This is a genomic window from Sphaerisporangium sp. NPDC005289, from assembly GCF_040607455.1.
GTDB lineage: Bacteria > Actinomycetota > Actinomycetes > Streptosporangiales > Streptosporangiaceae > Sphaerisporangium > Sphaerisporangium rhizosphaerae.
The window spans coordinates 262,306-279,054 of sequence record NZ_JBEXGS010000011.1; the positions used below are offsets into that span (position 1 = coordinate 262,306).

The 16,749-nt window shown below is 69.7% G+C and carries 16 protein-coding genes and 4 tRNA genes; 13 read left to right on the plus strand and 7 right to left on the minus strand.

Annotated features, from left to right (window positions below; genetic code table 11):
* Window positions 1-37: 37 nt before the first annotated feature.
* A tRNA-Lys gene (locus ABZT47_RS21285) sits at window positions 38-109 on the minus strand.
* Between the two features lie 231 nt (window positions 110-340).
* Here ABZT47_RS21285 and ABZT47_RS21290 point away from each other — a divergent pair.
* Entirely contained in the window at window positions 341-784 is a 444-nt protein-coding gene (locus tag ABZT47_RS21290; protein WP_354844534.1) for a PspC domain-containing protein, read from the plus strand.
* On the opposite strand, the gene ABZT47_RS21295 is transcribed toward ABZT47_RS21290, so the two are convergent.
* Both ABZT47_RS21295 and ABZT47_RS21300 read right to left on the minus strand, forming a co-directional pair.
* Window positions 781-2,073 carry an MFS transporter gene (locus ABZT47_RS21295; protein ID WP_354844537.1) on the minus strand — a complete coding sequence of 431 codons (1,293 nt, stop codon included), beginning with the start codon at window positions 2,071-2,073 and terminating at the stop codon, window positions 781-783. The two genes, ABZT47_RS21290 and ABZT47_RS21295, sit on opposite strands and share 4 nt — an antisense overlap.
* A 278-nt stretch (window positions 2,074-2,351) precedes the next feature.
* Window positions 2,352-2,693 (minus strand): metallopeptidase family protein, encoded by a 342-nt coding sequence (locus tag ABZT47_RS21300; protein WP_354844539.1) that lies wholly within the window; start codon window positions 2,691-2,693, stop codon window positions 2,352-2,354.
* 126 nt (window positions 2,694-2,819) lie between these two features.
* Here ABZT47_RS21300 and ABZT47_RS21305 point away from each other — a divergent pair, with 126 nt between their 5' ends.
* From ABZT47_RS21305 to ABZT47_RS21345, 9 genes are all read left to right on the plus strand, one after another.
* On the plus strand, window positions 2,820-4,499 hold the full coding sequence (locus ABZT47_RS21305; RefSeq protein ID WP_354844542.1) for a metallophosphoesterase: 1,680 nt from the start codon (window positions 2,820-2,822) through the stop codon (window positions 4,497-4,499).
* 83 nt (window positions 4,500-4,582) lie between these two features.
* Window positions 4,583-4,655, plus strand: a tRNA-Glu gene (locus ABZT47_RS21310).
* Between the two features lie 115 nt (window positions 4,656-4,770).
* Window positions 4,771-4,845 (plus strand) — tRNA-Asp (locus tag ABZT47_RS21315).
* 26 nt (window positions 4,846-4,871) lie between these two features.
* Window positions 4,872-4,945: transfer RNA gene (locus ABZT47_RS21320), tRNA-Phe, on the plus strand.
* Window positions 4,946-5,263: 318 nt separating this feature from the next.
* Window positions 5,264-6,157: an ABC transporter ATP-binding protein gene (locus tag ABZT47_RS21325; RefSeq protein ID WP_354844545.1), complete on the plus strand. Its 894-nt coding sequence runs from the start codon at window positions 5,264-5,266 to the stop codon at window positions 6,155-6,157.
* Between the two features lie 14 nt (window positions 6,158-6,171).
* On the plus strand, window positions 6,172-6,864 hold the full coding sequence (locus ABZT47_RS21330) for an ABC transporter permease (protein WP_354844548.1): 693 nt from the start codon (window positions 6,172-6,174) through the stop codon (window positions 6,862-6,864).
* A gap of 3 nt (window positions 6,865-6,867) precedes the next feature.
* Window positions 6,868-8,040, plus strand: a complete 1,173-nt coding sequence (locus tag ABZT47_RS21335; protein WP_354844551.1) for a sensor histidine kinase — start codon at window positions 6,868-6,870, stop codon at window positions 8,038-8,040.
* Entirely contained in the window at window positions 8,033-8,677 is a 645-nt protein-coding gene (locus ABZT47_RS21340; RefSeq protein ID WP_354844554.1) for a response regulator transcription factor, read from the plus strand. Before ABZT47_RS21335 ends, ABZT47_RS21340 begins: the two co-directional genes overlap by 8 nt.
* Before the next feature lie 195 nt (window positions 8,678-8,872).
* Window positions 8,873-9,628: a class I SAM-dependent methyltransferase gene (locus ABZT47_RS21345; RefSeq protein WP_354844557.1), complete on the plus strand. Its 756-nt coding sequence runs from the start codon at window positions 8,873-8,875 to the stop codon at window positions 9,626-9,628.
* A 114-nt stretch (window positions 9,629-9,742) separates the two neighbouring features.
* On the opposite strand, the gene ABZT47_RS21350 is transcribed toward ABZT47_RS21345, so the two are convergent.
* Entirely contained in the window at window positions 9,743-10,597 is an 855-nt protein-coding gene (locus tag ABZT47_RS21350) for an isocitrate lyase/phosphoenolpyruvate mutase family protein (RefSeq protein WP_354844560.1), read from the minus strand.
* 134 nt (window positions 10,598-10,731) lie between these two features.
* Between ABZT47_RS21350 and ABZT47_RS21355 the strand changes: the two genes are divergently transcribed.
* Window positions 10,732-11,721 (plus strand): DUF5937 family protein, encoded by a 990-nt coding sequence (locus ABZT47_RS21355; RefSeq protein ID WP_354844563.1) that lies wholly within the window; start codon window positions 10,732-10,734, stop codon window positions 11,719-11,721.
* A gap of 45 nt (window positions 11,722-11,766) precedes the next feature.
* Here ABZT47_RS21355 and ABZT47_RS21360 read toward each other — a convergent pair whose 3' ends face one another.
* Window positions 11,767-12,744, minus strand: a complete 978-nt coding sequence (locus ABZT47_RS21360; RefSeq protein ID WP_354844566.1) for a GlxA family transcriptional regulator — start codon at window positions 12,742-12,744, stop codon at window positions 11,767-11,769.
* A gap of 303 nt (window positions 12,745-13,047) precedes the next feature.
* On the opposite strand from ABZT47_RS21360, the gene ABZT47_RS21365 reads away from it, so the two are divergent.
* Window positions 13,048-13,686 carry an HD domain-containing protein gene (locus ABZT47_RS21365; RefSeq protein WP_354844569.1) on the plus strand — a complete coding sequence of 213 codons (639 nt, stop codon included), beginning with the start codon at window positions 13,048-13,050 and terminating at the stop codon, window positions 13,684-13,686.
* 136 nt (window positions 13,687-13,822) lie between these two features.
* Window positions 13,823-14,755, plus strand: a complete 933-nt coding sequence (locus ABZT47_RS21370; protein WP_354844571.1) for an NADP-dependent oxidoreductase — start codon at window positions 13,823-13,825, stop codon at window positions 14,753-14,755.
* 142 nt (window positions 14,756-14,897) lie between these two features.
* Here the strand turns inward: ABZT47_RS21370 and ABZT47_RS21375 are convergent, their stop codons facing one another.
* Both ABZT47_RS21375 and ABZT47_RS21380 read right to left on the minus strand, forming a co-directional pair.
* Window positions 14,898-15,557 (minus strand): response regulator transcription factor, encoded by a 660-nt coding sequence (locus ABZT47_RS21375; protein ID WP_354844574.1) that lies wholly within the window; start codon window positions 15,555-15,557, stop codon window positions 14,898-14,900.
* A complete protein-coding gene (locus ABZT47_RS21380) occupies window positions 15,554-16,720 on the minus strand; it encodes a histidine kinase (protein WP_354844577.1) in 1,167 nt (388 codons plus the stop codon). The genes ABZT47_RS21375 and ABZT47_RS21380 overlap by 4 nt, the downstream gene beginning before the upstream one ends.
* Window positions 16,721-16,749: the final 29 nt, after the last annotated feature.

The window sequence follows — 16,749 nt, forward strand, 5'->3', positions numbered from 1 at the left end:
CCTCGGACGCATGGCGCTCCGGGGGTGTTTTCGCAGGTGGGCCGCCAGGGACTCGAACCCTGAACCTACGGATTAAAAGTCCGCAGCTCTGCCATTGAGCTAGCGGCCCGGCATGGATTGCAGGGTACTGAGCGTACCGCGCCTTGCGCGACCGCCTACCACCTCTCGCGGGGCGGCAAGGGGCCGTGTGCCGGGCGACGCTGCCTTCACCTTCAGGTGGTGCCCTGTCAGGGTAAGGCTCAAGCAGCGGCTTCAGCTCTCGTGGCTTCAGGGCGTCACCAGGGTCGGGCCAGGGGGAATCCCGATGTGCGAAGAGGGGCCCCGGGGGCAGTCTTGAGACATGAACGAGATGAACCTCCACGGTCACTCCACCAAGGAACTCCGCCGCACCCGCGAAGGCAGGATCGTCGCCGGCGTCTGCTCCGGCGCCGCCGAGTTCACCGGCATCGACGCCAACATCCTGCGCCTCGCGCTCGCCGTCGCCACCTTCTTCGGCGGCCTCGGCGTCGGCATCTACGCCGTCGCCTGGCTGCTGATCCCCGAAGAGGGCAAGAACGGCTCGATCGTCCAGGACCTCATCAACAAGCAGAAGAGCGACAGCGGGTCCGCCTGGCACCAGGTCTCCTCGTACTGGCAGCCGTCGCAGGCCCCGCAGGACGGCCGCGCGCCGTACGGTGACCAGCCCACCGGCCAGTCGCCCTACACGGCCCCCTCCGCCGCCCAGCCGCAGTCGCCCACGAGCCGGCCGCAGTCGCCGGTGGACGAGCCCCCCGCCACCATCTAGCTCACCTGGGTGCGGACCCTGGTGATTATCTCGGTGCGAGTCTCGGTCCAGAGCATGGCCAGCAGTGCGGCGACGCACAGCCCGGCCGCCCCCGCGAGGGCGACCACCGGCTCTGGGCCGAGTGCCTGCGCGGCTGCGCCTCCGATGAGGATGCCCAAGCCCTGGGCGGCCAGCAGGCCGGACTGCACCAGCCCGAAGGCCTGGCCGCGGCGGCCGGGCGGAACGCATTGCACGAAGGCGGCGTTGGCCGCGAGCTGGTACGCCCCTCCGAGCCCCGCGAGCATCCACAGGACCAGGACGACGGCCAGCGGAGGCCGCGTCGCGCAGCCGATGAGCGGCGCGCAGCTCAGCATGGCCATCCACCCCATGGCGCGCAGGCGCCCGGTGGGGGCCACGAACCGGCTGAACACGAAGGCTCCGATGACCGTGCCGGTCGGCATGGCGGCCATGAGCAGACCGGTGATCAACGTGACCTCTCGAGCATCGTGGCCCAGCGTGACGGCGTACGGCACGGCGATGCCCTCGGGGAGTACGTAGAAGCCGCAGAGCCACGCGAACAACACCAGAGTGCGCAGCCGCCGGTCGCCGAAGACCAGCCGGGCGCCCGACTTGGTCATGGCCCACATGGACGCGTGGACGCCGTCCTCGGGAGCCGGCGGGGGACGCCGGCGCAGCCCGAGCGTGAGGATCAGCCCGGAGGCCAGGAAGGTCGCGGCGTTCAGCGCGAGCCCTTCGTAGGCGCCGATGGCGGCGATCATTCCGGCGCCCGCGGCGAACCCGAGCATCTGGACCACCTGGTTCGTCATGTTCTGCAGTGCCGACCCGGCGACGTACCGGTCGCCCTCGAGGATCTCGGGCAGCAGCGCGGCGCGCGCGGCCGTGAAGGGCGAGCTGAGCAGGACGACGCAGAACACCAGAACGCACAGCACGGGGAACGGCGTGCTCGGCACGGCCATCAGACCCACCAGCACCGCTCGCGCCAGATCGCACACGATCATGATGCGGCGGCGCGCGAACCGGTCGGCGAGCCCGGCCAGCACGGGACCCCCGAGGATGGGCGGGAGATAGGTCAGGGCGTACACGGCCGCGGTGGCCAGCGGGGACCCTGTCCGGTCGTAGACGAGGAGCGCCAGCGCCACCTGGGCGAGCTGGTCGCCGAGCAAGGACAGGCACTGGCCGAGCCACAGCGCACGGAATTCGCCGATGGCGATGACCTCGCCGTACGTTGCCTGGCTTTCGGGCGAGCGGCGGTGCCGCCCGGGCAGCCGGCTGGGCCTGATGGCCGCCATATGACTCCGGTGGGCTCGCTGGGCCGTTCTGACAGTCCGTGTTCAGTATGTCACCTACGGTGCCCGGTCTGCCGCTGGTTTCGCAAGGCCGATAGCGGCACGAAGGGCCGTGACCAGCCCGCCCTCGTGCGCTACGTCCGGATGACGTCAGGTATGGGATGGACGGCGGCATCCCGGGGTGACGGGTACGCGGTAGACGTCGAGAGTGGCCGGGCGCCTTGGCGCCGGCGGATCCGCGCTGTGACGGGACGAGAATCGGGCTTCAGGCAGGGGAGGGTCTACCAGCCCAGCTCGTGCAGACGGTCATCATCGATCCCGAAATGGTGGGCGATCTCGTGGACTACGGTGATCTGCACCTCTTCCACGACCTCGTCCTCTGTCTCGCAGATTTCGCAGATCGGGTTCCGGTAGATCTCGATGCGGTCCGGGAGGACCCCCGCGTACCAGTCGCCCCGCTCGGTCAGGGGGATGCCGGTGTACAGCCCGAGCAGCCCCGGCTCGGGCGGATCGTCGACGACGACCATGACGACGTTCTCCATGACCTGGGCGAGCTCGGGCGGGATCGTGTCCAGCGCCTCGGCCACGAGCTCCTCGAACTTTTCCCGCGAAACCTCCACCACCGGTCAATCGTGTCATTGGTGCGGGACGTCGCGTAACCGCGATCAGACGTCTTGACTGGCGCCGACACGCGGGCTGACTCGTCGTGGCTATGAGTGGGGCCGGGTTTTCGGGTAGGCAAGACGGCGATGAATCTGATGCGCTGGAAGGCGACCGCTCAGCGGCTGAACGAACGGCGCGCCGTGCGCCGCAGTGTGAACGCCCTGCTCATCGCCGTCGTCGCGTTGGCGGGGGCATGGCTCGGCCTCGCGATCGGCGCCCATGTCCGCACCGCCGTGGGCCCCGCGGAGATCGGGATGAGCCTGCGGCCCTCGTGGGGCGGCCAGACGGTCGTGGACATCCGTCCCCTCGGCACGCTGCGCTTCGACTCCCATCACGGGCCCATCCAGCTCGGCCTGAGCTTGGACGGCATCCGCGCGGACGTGGCGCAGCGGCTCCTGGAGAGTCCGCGCTGGGCGGAGACCCTTCCGGACCTGATCGAGGCGGACCTTCAGGAGGGCCTGCGCGAGCTGGTGATCAGGGCCACGCTGTTCGCGGTGGCAGGAGGGGCGCTCGCGGGGCTCATCGTGTTCCGCCATTGGCGCAGCGCTTTGTGGACGGGTCTGGGCAGCCTGGTGGCGATGGGACTCGTCGCGCTGCTGGCGGTGCTGACCTTCAACCCCCGATCCATCGCCGAGCCGCGCTACACCGGCCTGCTCACCGGTGTCCCCTCGCTCATCGGCAGCGCCGAGTCGATCGTGACCCGCTTCTCGGAGTACCGGACGCAGCTCGCCAAGCTGGTGACCAACGTCTCGCAGCTCTACCACGCGGGCGCCACCCTGCCGGTGTACTCGCCGGACCCCAACACGTTGCGCGTTCTGCATGTCTCGGACATCCATCTCAATCCCGTCGCCTGGAGCACGATCCGCTCACTGAAGGATGAGTTCAAGATCAATATGGTGCTGGACACGGGCGACATCGCCGACCACGGGACCAAGGCCGAGAACAAGTTCGTCGAGGAGATCGGCGAGCTCGGCGTCCCGTACGTCTACGTGCGCGGCAACCACGACTCCATCGGCACGCAGCACGCCGTCGCCCAGCAGAAGAACGCCGTCGTCCTGGACGGCGGTGAGAAGACCGTGGAGGGCCTGCGGATCTACGGCGTGGGCGACCCGCGGTTCACGCCCGACAAGTCGGTCGACGTCAAGTCGGACGCCCAGCTGCTCACGGATCTCGGACGCTTCCACGCCGAGCGGGTGACCTCCCCCGCGAACGCCGCGCCCACCGGCAGGAAGCCGCCGCACGCGGCGGCCAGACCGTCCCGGTCCCCCGGCCACGGCTCCCCGTCCCCGTCCAGGCGGCCATCGCCGTCCCCCTCCCCCTCTCCGGCGGCGACCACGGGGCCCGCTGGGGCCGACGCCGCCAAGAAGATCACCGTCGATCTCGTCGCCGTACACGACCCCACCATCGGACGGGCCTTCAGCGGGGCCGTCCCCCTCGTCCTGGCCGGCCACGTGCACGAACGCTCCACCGAGATGCTCAAGTCCGGCACCCGGCTCATGATCCAGGGCTCGACCGGCGCCGCGGGCCTGCGAGGGCTGGAACACGACGAGCCCACGCCCATCCAGGCGTCCGTGCTCTACTTCGACAGGAAGACCCATCGCCTCCAGGCCTGGGACGACGTCACGCTCGGCGGCTTCGGAGAGCAATGGGTGCAGATTCAACGTAACGTCGAGCCCGAGCCTGGACGTACAATTCTTCCGGAGCCGCTCGTCGCCTCGTCGCCAGCGAAGCCGGTCGACTCCACCGCGACACCATCCAGAAGATGACCACTTTGGCATCTGGGGCGCAGTCCCCTATGCTTCAGGAGTCCCCGACGGAAGGCGTCACGGATCCAGGGCGAGAGTCCTGAGCCCCCATCGTCTAGCGGCCTAGGACACCGCCCTTTCAAGGCGGCGGCACGGGTTCGAATCCCGTTGGGGGCACGCGCGAGCACGGCTCGCCAGAACGACGGAGGTCGAAGATCTCCGAAGAGCTGGTAGGCTAAGCGAGCGCAAAGGCCGAGAGCCACAAGCTCCCGGCGACAAGCAAGGCAAGCAAGGTCCTGTAGAGCAGTTTGGAGTGCTCGCCACCCTGTCAAGGTGGAGGTCGCGGGTTCAAGTCCCGTCAGGACCGCTCTGGTAGGTGTCATCTCACCACCGGGTCAGGTAGCTCAGTCGGTACGAGCGTCCGCCTGAAAAGCGGAAGGTCGGCGGTTCGACCCCGCCCCTGACCACACCATCTGAACAGCCAAAACGCCCCGAGCATCCGTGCTACGGGGCGTTTTTGATCTCCAGTGACGGCGACACTGACAGCAACGGCTCTCTGTGAGAACCGAGTCGGCTCTAGGCGGCTCTCGCAAGGTCCGCTCTCGCACCGGCCACTCCCTATGGCACGACGCCCTCTCCAAGATCTGGCAGGCCTCACAGCCTGCCAGCAGTTCGCAAGGAGAGCGGTATCCACCGTTCGGTGGATTTTCCGGTCAGCATCATTCGTGGTTGATCATGGCTGGCAGGTCGATTCGCCGCGAAGGCGAGCACAAGATGCTTGAGCCATGGCAGTCATCGAGGTCACAGACCTCCGCAAGAGGTACGCAGATCTGACAGTTCTGGACGGCGTGTCGTTCTCCGTGGAGGAGGGCGAGATCTTCGGCATCCTCGGGCCGAACGGCACCGGTAAGACCACCACCGTGGAGTCCGTGGAGGGCCTGCGACGCCCGGACAGTGGGTCGATCAAGGTCCTTGGGCTCGACCCGTTCGAGGACGGGCCCAAGGTCCGTGAGCTGATCGGGGTGCAGCTCCAGCAGACCCAACTGCCGGAGAACCTGAAGGTATGGGAGGCGCTCGATCTGTATGCCTCCTTCTACGCCAAGCCCCATGACTGGCGGGAACTGCTGGAGGAGTGGGGGCTGGCCGACAAGCGCAACGCTCGCTTCGGGAAGCTGTCGGGCGGTCAGAAGCAGCGCCTGTTCATCGCGCTGGCGCTGGTGGGCGACCCGCGGGTGGCCTTCCTGGACGAGCTCACCACGGGCCTGGACCCGCAGGCTCGCCGTGCCACCTGGGAGCTGATCAAGCAGGTCCGGGCGAGCGGCTTGACCGTGGTGTTGGTCAGCCACTTCATGGACGAGGTCGAGGAGCTGTGCGACCGCGTCGCGGTGTTCAACCACGGCAAGGTCGTGGCGATCGACAGCCCGGCCGGGCTGGTCGGCGGAGAGCACCAGATGCGGTTCACGCTGATGGCAGGGGACATGGTCGGCCTGGAAGGGCTGCCAGGGGTGACCGGTGTGTCCAGAGAGGGGGACCGGGTGGTCGTCTCGGGCAGGGGCGACTTCGCCACGGCGGTCACCGCGCATCTGGCCCGCCACCAGGTCCTGGTCAGTGATCTCCGCCTCGACAGGCGCACTCTGGAAGACGCGTTCACCGCCCTGACCGGCCGGTCCTTCGGCTGAGGAAGCAGATCATGATGAAACTCGCCATTGTCGAGACCAAGCTGCTGACACGCGAGCCCGGGGCGCTGTTCTCGCTGCTCATACCGTTGTTCATCCTGGTGGTGTTCGGCAGCTCGATCGAGCCGGGTGACACCGTGCTGCTGCCTATGGCGCTGGCCATCGCCGTCGGGCTGGTGAGTCTGTACCTGCTGCCCACCACTCTGGCGACCTACCGCGAGCGGGGCATACTGCGCAGGCTGTCCACCACGCCGGTGCGTCCGGGGAACCTGCTGATGGTGCAGCTGCTCCTGCAGCTGGTCCTGGCGGTGACCGCGTGCGGGCTGCTGATGGCGGTCGCGGGCACCGTCCTGGGCGCTCATCTGCCCAGCCGGGTGCTGTCCGGTGTGCTGGTGTTCCTTGTCGGTACGGCGAGCATGTTCGCCATCGGCCTGCTCATCGCGGCGCTGGCGCCGAACGGCCGGGCCGCCAACGGGATCGGGGTGCTGCTGTACTTCCCGATGGCCTACCTCGCCGGGCTCATCCAGCCGACGCATCAGATGCCCGCTATCGTGGCGGCCATTGGGGAGTACACCCCGCTGGGTGCTTTCGGGCGAAGCATGCGGGATGTCTGGGCGGGCAGTGCTCCCAGCCCCTTGCTGCTGGGGGTGATGGCCGCCTATGCCCTGGTCATCAGCCTCGCGGCGGCCAAGTTCTTCCGCTGGGAGTGAAGCATGACCGGGCGGCTCGACCGATGGGAGCACCTGCTGGAGCGGCAGCTGGCGGCCGCGCCGTACGTGCTGCTGGCGGTCTCCATGGTGCTCTCCCTGCTCACCGGCAGCAACCCGTGGGTCACGTCCGGCGTGGCCGCGCTCGCCGCCGCCTGGATGTGGTCGGCGCCGCGGGGCCCGGTCTATGTGGCCGGGCTGGTGGTGCTGATCGGCGCGCTGTGTACGCAGGGCATATGGTTCGCGAGCTTCTTTGGCTTCGTTGGATATCTGCACTCTTGGCAGTACCTGAAGGGGAAGTGGCGTTTCGTCGGGTTGACCGCTACGGCGGCGATCTGCGTCGCGACCTACCGTGGGGGCCTGCCCGAGCCCACCGCGTCCGCAACCCTCACCTACCTCTTCTTCACCGCCGCCATCGTCGCGGCGGTGGGCCTGTTCAGCTTCGCCGGCGAGATCACCGCCGAGCGGAGCGCCCAGCGCAAGCTGATGGTGGCGCGGCTGGAGGAGGCCATGCGGGAGAACGCGGGCCTGCATGCCCAGCTCCTGGTCCAGGCCCGAGAGGCGGGCGTACTCGACGAGCGGCAACGCATGGCGGCTGAGATCCACGACACCCTCGCCCAGGGCCTGACCGGCATCATCACTCAGCTTCAGGCGGCCATGGCGGCCAAGCAGGCCGAGGACTGGCACCGCCGTGTGGACAACGCGATCGGGCTGGCGCGGGAGAGCCTGGCCGAGGCCCGGCGCTCCGTGCACGCGGTGGGCCCGGGCCAACTGGAGGCGGCACCGCTGTCCCAGGCACTGAACGACGTCGTGACCCATTGGGGCGAACTCAACGGGGTGCGCGCTGATTTCACCGTCACTGGTACGGTCCGTGCCATGCATCCGGAGGTGGAGGAGACGCTGCTGCGCACGGCGCAGGAGGCCTTGGCCAACGCGGCCAAGCACGCCGGCGCGTCCCGGATCGGTTTGACCCTGTCGTACATGGAGGACGTGGTCACCCTGGACGTCCGCGACGATGGCGCCGGATTCGACCCCGAGCGTGTCCGCGACGGCGGCGGCTTCGGTCTGACGGCGATGCGCAAGCGGGTGAGCCGGCTGGCGGGCACGCTGGAGATCGAGTCGGAGCCCGGGGCCGGCACCGCGATCTCCGCGAGCGTTCCGGCGGTGGTACGTGGCTGAGACCCCGGTCAGGCTGCTGATCGCCGACGATCACCCCATCGTCCGCGACGGCATCCGCGGCATGTTCGCCGGCGACCCGGACTTCGAGGTGCTCGGCGAGGCGGGGGATGGCGCGCAGGCCGTGGAGCGCGCCCGGGCACTGAACCCCGACGTGATCCTCATGGACCTCCGCATGCCCGGGATGGACGGCGTCACGGCCATCAAGGAACTGGTCAGGCTCGGCATCGCGGCCCGCGTGCTCGTCCTGACCACCTACGACACCGACCGGGACGTCATGCCCGCCATCGAGGCCGGAGCCACCGGCTACCTGCTCAAGGACACCGGCCGCGACGAACTCGTTCGCGCCGTACGTACCGCGGCGCGGGGTGAAGCCGTGCTGTCCCCGTCGGTCGCCACCCGCCTCCTCGGTCAGGTCCGCGCCCCTGCCGACCCGCTGAGCGCGCGGGAACTGGAAATCCTCCAACTCATCGCCGACGGCGCCACCAACCGCGAAGCCGCCGCACGCTTGTTCATCAGCGAGGCCACGGTCAAGAGCCATGTGCTGCACATCTACGCCAAACTCGGCGTCAACGACCGCGCGGCCGCCGTCGCCACCGCCTTTCGCCGCGGCCTGCTCACCGTGGAGAACGACCGCTGACGGCGCGTGGAGATCTCCACCTGACCACATTCTCGAACAGCTGAAACGCCTCGAGCATCCGTGCTACGGGGCGTTTTCGATCTCCAGTGAGAGCAACCCTGACGTGAGTGTCGGGACGGTTGAGGTCGACCGGTTCTCGCGCCTCCCTCGTGTTCATGCAATATCGACTCATGGCAGTTGAGAGGAGCGACAAGGATGGGGAACGCCAACCCGTACGAGACGATCGGCCTCGGTTACTCGCATCACCGCCGCCCCGACCCTCGCATCGCCGGCCAGATCGACCGGGCCTTGGGCTCCGCCGCGACGGTGATCAACGTGGGCGCCGGAAGCGGCTCCTACGAGCCCCGCGGCAGGCAGGTCATGGCCGTGGAGCCGTCGGCGGTGATGATAAGCCAGCGTCCCCCCGGCTCGGCGCCGGTCATCCAGGGGTACGCCGAGTCCCTCCCGGTCCCTGACAAGTCGTTCGACGCCGCGATGGCCATCCTCACCGTCCACCATTGGACCGACGCGGCCGCCGGCCTCGCCGAGCTGCGCCGAGTGTCCGACCGGCAGATCGTCCTCACCTGGGACCCCGCCGTCACCGCACGATTCTGGCTGGTCGATGAGTACCTCCCGCAGATCGCCGACGCGGAGGCCGGACTCGCCTGTCTCGACGTCGTCCAGAGTTGGTTCCGGCGCGAGGGCGCACGAGTGAGCGTCATCCCCGTGCCGGTGCCGGCCGACTGCACGGACGGCTTCCTGGGCGCGTACTGGAGCCGGCCGCACCACTACCTCGACCCCCACGTCCGCGCCGCCATCTCCGCCTTGGCCAGACTCGACCAGCACCTTGTCGAGCGCGCGATGCGACGCCTCGACATCGACCTCACCACTCGACGCTGGCATGAACGACACGAAGATCTCCTCGACGCCGACACCCTCGACCTCGGCTATCGCCTCGTCATGAGCACCTGACCGCCCCGTGGTCACACGGGGCCGGGTTGAGATCGCCCTCCATCGCACCGGGCGCCGCGAAAACGTCGGCCTCCGGTTCCTCATCGCTTTCTGGGCCTGCTCATCGGTCCTCGGTCAATGACGGAACAGGCCGTTGAGTTCGCTGAAGTCCAGTGAGCCGTCCAGGGCCGTGAGGTTTCCCGTGCCGAGGAGTTCGGCGGCGGCTTCGCGGACCGCGGTGTAGGCGGCCTGGGCCAGTGCGGTCCCGAGGCTGATCCTGCGCACCCCCGCCTGCGTGAGCTCGGTGACGCTCGGTCCACCGGCGACGGCCATGGCGTTGACCGGCAGTGGCGACCGCGCACAGAGACTGTTCAACATGTCGAGGTCGAGCAGGCCGGGGACGAAAATGCCGTCGGCTCCGGCCTTGGCGTAGGCCTCCGTGCGCGCCAGTACCTCGCCCAGCCGGGCATCGGCCGGACCTATCGCGAACAGGAAGACGTCGGTGCGTGCGTTGACGAAGAGTTTCGGCAGGCCCGCCGCTTCCGCCGCGTCCCTGGCGGCGCGCAGTCTGGCACTCTGCTCCGCGACGTCGAACAGAGGACCGCCGACGGCCGTCGAGTCCTCGAGATTGACGCCCACCGCACCGGCCTCGACCACTGCCCGCACGGTCGCGGTCACATCCGCCGGGGCCGGTCCGTATCCTCTCTCCACGTCGACCGTCACCGGCAGGTCGACGGAGTCCACGATGCGCCGGGCGGCCTCCACCATCTCGCGCCGGCCGAGCCCCTGCCCGTCGCCGCGGCCCAGGGACCAGGACACGCCACCGCTGGTCGTGGCGATCGCCGTTGCGCCGGCCGCGGCGATCACACTCGCGCTGGCGGCGTCCCAGGCGTTGGGCAGCACCAGCACGGACTCGGTGTGCAAGGTGCGGAACAGCAGAGCCTTCCCCTCGATCGCGGCATCGGGGGAGGAGGAGATGTCAACGGACATGGGGACGACCGCCTTCGCGTTGTTCTGCTTTCCGGCACCCTGACTCGTGGGCCTGCCCACGGGATGGTGCCGGGCCGGGAAGTGAAGGTCCATTGATTAAGCTATGGCCGAATCGTGGAACAGATGGAGGCGGCATGAAGGCGCGGCTGACCTTCTCGGTGAACGATCTGGCCGAGACCCGGTTCGCCGTCTCGCCCATGTGGGAGGTCGTCACCAGCCGCAGAGCGCTGGCCGCCGCGGCGGTGCCGGATCCCCATCGCGGCTGGGCCGACCAGGTACGCCCTCGGCTCGCGGCGGCGGGTCTCGATCGTGGGTGGCTGGCCGAGATGATTCCGCCCACCGGCCATCTCCCCGATTTCCTCAACCCGGTACCGGCGACCACGTCCAGCGGCCTTTCCGACGAACTCGCCGCCATCGAGGCCACGGACCCCGAGCAGGTACGGCGGGACCTCGACATTCTGGCCGCCGAGCGCGACGGCTCGTTGTCCTCCCGGCTGCGAAGCCTTCATCGGACCCCTCGGCTCTACCTGCCTCGGATCGTCGCGGAGATCGAAGCCTACTGGCAGCTCGCGATAGCGCCCTACTGGGCCAGAATCCGCTCGGTGCTGGAGGCGGACCTCTTCTATCGGGGTCGCCAGGTGGCCGAGCACGGTACGGCCCGGGCGCTCGACCAGTTGCACCACACGGTGCGCTGGGCCGGCGGCGGCCTCCACCTGGTGCAGCGCCACTGCGCCATCACCCGGATCGAGACCGGGGCCGGGCTGCTCCTGGTGCCGTCGGTCTTCGCCTGGCCGCGAGTGCTGACCCGGTCCGTCGCGTCGGAACCGCCTCAGCTCGCCTACCCGGCGCGGGGGATCGGCACGTTGTGGGAGCGTGGGACACATGAGGGCATGGAAGCCCTCGCCGCGGTGATCGGCCGATCCCGCGCGCTGATCCTGGCCGAACTGGACTCTCCCGCCTCGACCACCGAACTCGCCCGGCGGTCGGGCCTTTCCGCGGCGGGCGTGTCCCAGCACCTCACCGCGCTGCGGGCCGCCGGCCTGACCAGCACTCACCGGGCGGGCCGCTCGGTGCTCTATGCGCGGACCGGTCTCGCCGATGCCCTGCTCACCGCACAGACGTGAAGGCCCGATCGGCGTGAGGCTGATCGTGTGCGCGGTGGCGCGGGCCTACCCCAGGTCGGTGCGGCGGGTGGTGCTGAAGCGGCGTTGGTAGGCGGCGGGGCTGATCGACAGCTTCCGGGCGAAGACCCGTCGCATGCTCTCGTAACTGGGGAACCCGGCGAGGGCCGCGGCCTGTGTCGCGGTGTGTCCTTGGTCGAGCAGCGCCCTGGCCATGTCGAATCGGATGCTCTCCACATAGCGGGCCGGCGTTGTGGACAGCTCGTCATGGAAGAGCCGGGTGAGGTGCCGGGTGCTCACGTTGAGGTGATCGGCGAGTCCACCGAGCGAGTGGTCACCCCCGGGGTTCGCCGTCACCAGGTCGGTGATCGTACGGAGGGCAGGCGAGCGGGGCGGCGGGCCTTGCAGCGGTGCGGAGAACTGGGACTGGCCGCCCGCACGCTGCATGTACACCACCAGGGCGCGGGCGACGTCGCGTGCCAGGTGGGGCCCGTGGTCCTCTTCGACGAGAGCGAGCGCCAGATCGATGCCGGCCGTCACCCCCGCCGACGTGTACGTGGTGCCGTCGCGCGTGTAGATCGCGTCGGGCTCGACGCGGCACGTCGGATACCGGGCGGCGAGCTCGTGCGCGACCTTCCAGTGCGTGGTCGCGCGCTTGCCGTCGAGGAGGCCGGCGGCGGCGAGGACGAACGCCCCGGTGCAGATCGACGCGACCCGGCCGGCCACGGCCGCCGGTATCCGGGCGGCGTCCGCCAGGTCGCGAGGGACGCGGGCGCGCGGATACAGGTCGGACCCGGCCACCAGCAGCGTGTCGAACGCCGGTTCCGCGGCGACGGGGCCGTCGACCGTGATCCGGATGCCGAGGTTCGACGTGACGTCCGCGCCGGTCGGCGACCGCAGCTCGATCCGGTAGTCGGCGCCGAACCGGTTCGCCTCCTTGAACACCTCCGCGGGACCGGCGACGTCCAGCAACGTCACTCCGTCGTAGACGAGGACCGCGACGCGATGGGGGGCGGCGTGCACCACGCCGGTCTCTCCGGAGCCGGATCCGCGCGGTGACCATCCGGACCCCGGCGGCGCTGACCGCCGTCCGGCCGGCGACGCGGGAGGCATGGACACCGTTCATTGGTAGCACACCGTCACCTGAGGATGACGGAGACCCTCGATCGCCCCGACCGCCGGGCGGGCGTCGAAGTTGGGCGCGGGGCCTCGTCCGGATATAGGTGATTCTTGGCCGGACGAAGGCGGCACCGCACGCCGACCCGTGGGCAGCATGGAAGTGGGACGGACAGTTCCACAATCCGACACGCTTCCCGGAAAGTCAGAGCCATGCCAGAGGTCATCGCGGGGTTGGAGATTCCTGAGACGGCGGCGGTCGCCGAAGCGACCGGGCTCGTCCAGGAGACGACGAGCCCCCTCATCTACCACCACTCCCGGCGGGTCTACTTCTTCGGCCTGATCCACGCGCACAAGCTCGGCGTGAAACCGGACCCGGAGTTGCTCTACGTGGCGGCCATGTTCCACGACACCGGCCTGCTCACCCCCTTCTCCGACGTCGAGCAGCGCTTCGAGGTCGACGGCGCCGACCACGCGCGCAGGTTCCTCGTGGAGCGGGGCTTCTCGACGACCGCCGCCGAGACCGTCTGGGCGGCGATCGCGCTGCACACCACGCCGGGCATTCCCGGCCGGATGGCCCCGGAGATCGCGACCACGCACCTCGGCGTACTGACCGACGTGCTCGGCTTCGGACTGGACGAACTGGAACACGACCAGCTGGAGGAGATCCTCGCCGTCCACCCGCGAGGGGACTTCAAGAACGAGTTTCTGCGGGCCTACTTCGACGGGCTCAAGGACCGTCCCGAGACCACGAACGGCACCGTGAACTCCGACGTGCTCGAACACTTCATCCCAGGTTTCCGGCGCACGACGACGGTCGAGCGCATCCTCGGCTCGCCCTGGCCGAGCTGACCGGGCTGGCCGGACATCACACCAGGCCACCACCGGACGGTGTGAGCCGCTCGGACACGCGCGTCAGAAGACGATCTCGTGCTGAGCTCTCTCCCGACCACCACATATCCACGAACGCCATTGAAAGGATCCGAGTATGCGGGCGATCACCGTGCGGGATCGTGACGCCGGTGTCGGCGGCCTCTCCCTGACCGACATGCCCTACCCCCACGCCGCGGAGAACGACGTCATCGTGCGCGTGCACGCCGCGGGCTTCACCCCCGGAGAGCTCGACTGGCCGACGACGTGGTCCGATCGCGCCGGCCGCGACCGGACGCCGAGCATCCCCGGGCACGAGCTGTCCGGAGTCGTGGTCGAGCTCGGCTACGGGACCACCGGCCTCACCGTGGGCCAGCGCGTGTTCGGACCGACCGACTGGGCCCGCAACGGATCCCTGGCCGAATACACCGCGGTGGAGGCCCGCAACCTCGCCCCCCTCGCGGCCGACATCGACCACACCGTGGCCGCCGCGCTGCCCATTTCCGGACTGACCGCCTGGCAAGGACTGTTCGACCACGGCCACCTCACGACCGGCCAGACCATCCTCGTTCACGGCGCCGCGGGCGGCGTCGGCTCGATCGCCGTCCAACTCGCGCGGGAGGCGGGCGCCCGCGTGATCGGCACCGGCCGGGCCGGCGACCGTGAGGTCGCGCTGAGCCTCGGCGCGCAGACCTTCCTCGACCTGGACGCCGACGATCTGCGGCACGCCGGCGAGGTGGACGTGGTCTTCGACGTCATCGGCGGCGACATCCTCGCGCGTTCCACCGAACTGGTACGCCCGGGCGGCACTGTCGTCACCATCACCATGCCGCCCACCGCGCAGCCCAAGGACGGGCGAGCCGTCTTCTTCGTCGTCGAACCCGACCGCGCACAGCTGGCCGACCTCGCCGAGCGCGTCCGGGACGGACGGCTCAAGCCCGTCGTCGGCGCCGTGCGCCCGCTCTCCGAAACGGCCTCCGCCTTCGCCCGCGACCGCCGCGCCCCCGGAAAGACGATCATCCGGGTCGCGGACGAATCTCTGGACGGTTGAGGCGCCCCGAGCCTCGTGGCCCGGGGGGCTGATCTTCGGGGAAGGTGGTTCTGACAGCGACGGCAGCCGCCCGCGGTCGCTGTGGATGCGGTTTCGCGGGAGGGAAACGCGGCGATGTGACGTCGAGTCCCTTGGGCGGGTGTCAGGTCACCAGGCCTCTGCGGTAGGCGTAGACGACCGCCTGTACGCGGTCGCGCAGGTCGAGCTTGGTGAGGATGCGTGACACGTAGGTCTTGACGGTCTCCTGGCTGATCACCATTGTCGCGGCGATCTCGCTGTTGGACAGGCCGTCGGCGATGTGGCGCAGGACCTCCAGTTCGCGCGGGGTCAGTGCGATGTCGCCCGGCGTGCCTTCGGTGGGACGGATGCGCGCCGCGTACCTGCCGACGAGCTGCCGGGTCACCTCGGGCGCCAGCAGCGCGGTCCCTGCCGCGACGGTGCGGATGCCGTGCAGCAACTGCGCTGGTGGGGCGTCTTTGAGCAGGAATCCGCCGGCCCCCGCGCGCAGCGCCTGGTACACGTACTCGTCCAGGTTGAACGTCGTCACCACGAGCACCTTGACGGGATGGGCGACTCCGGCGCCGGCGAGCAGGCGGGTCGCCTCGATGCCGTCGAGCACCGGCATGCGCACGTCCATCACCACGATGTCCGGCTTCAGCCGGTGGGCGAGGTCGACCGCGGCGCGACCGTCCCCGCACTCGCCCACCACCTCCAGGTCGGCCTGCGCGTCGATGATCGTCGCGAACCCGGTGCGGATCAGCGCCTGGTCGTCGCAGACCAGGACCCGGATCGGCACGGTCACGACGGGCTCTCCATGGGGATGCGCGCCCGGACGAGGAAGCCGCCGCCGGCCTGCCCGCCGGCGCTGAAGTCACCGCCCAGGGCGCCGACCCGTTCGCGCAGCCCGGCGAGGCCCCGCCCGCTCCCGCCCAGCGAGCCGGCGTGCGAGCCGTTCTGCGAGCCGGAACCGTCGGTGCCGACCTCCACGGTGATCTCCTTCTCGCCGAAGCGCACGCGGACCACCGTGCGGCTGCCGTGGGCGTATTTGAGGGCGTTCGTCAGGGACTCCTGCACGACCCTATAGGTCACGAACTCGGCGCTGCCGGTCGATCGCGCAGGTGTCCCCTCCTCGATGAACTCCACCGGCTGCCCGGCCCGGCGCGTCTGTTCCACCAGCGTGTGGAGTTCGCCCACCGACGGCAGCCTGACGTCCGCGTCGTGGTCGGGGGTGAGCAGGTCGAGCAGGTGCCGCAGGTCGGCGATGGCCCGTCGGCCGGTGTCGGTGACGGCGCTCAGGGACGCGTCGAGGCGGTCGGGCGCGGCGGTCAGGTAGCGCGCCGCCTCGGCCTGCACGACCATCGCGGTCACGTGGTGGGTCACGACGTCGTGGAGCTCGCGGGCGATGCGGGTGCGTTCGGCGGCACGGGTGGTCTCGGCGACGTGGCGCCGGCGTTCGGCCTCGGCCGCCCGGGTGGAGCGCAGCCAGGACCCGATGCCCCACCCGAGAACCAGCAGCAGGTAGAACGTCACGTACCCTTCCGGCCCCTCGGGCGAGCCGAGCCGGTCGAGCGCGAGCGCCAGTGGCAGGTACGCCGCGGACAGCAGGATCGCGGTGAGGCGCCGGTGGCGTTCCAGGTAGGCGCCCGCGCTGACGAGCGCGATGGCCAGGGCGGTGCCCGTGACCGTGTGGTAGGCGCGGAGCTGGTCCAGGGCGAAGCCGAGCGACACCAGGACCAGGCAGACGGCCGGCCATCGCCGGCGCACGGCGAGCGGGAGGCATTCGAGGGCGATCACCACGATGGTCAGCGCGTCGAAGGGGCGGGCCGGCAGGTCGCCGAGCTGGGTCCCGTGGTCGTGAAGCGCCGGCAGGAAGGACGCGACGGCCAGCAGCAGCGCCAACGAGAGATCCCGGATCGTGACGTCGAGTCGCCGCCACAGATCCGTGATCCGCCGAAGTTCGATCACGGGGGGAGCGTAGCGGTCGCGCCGGTCCG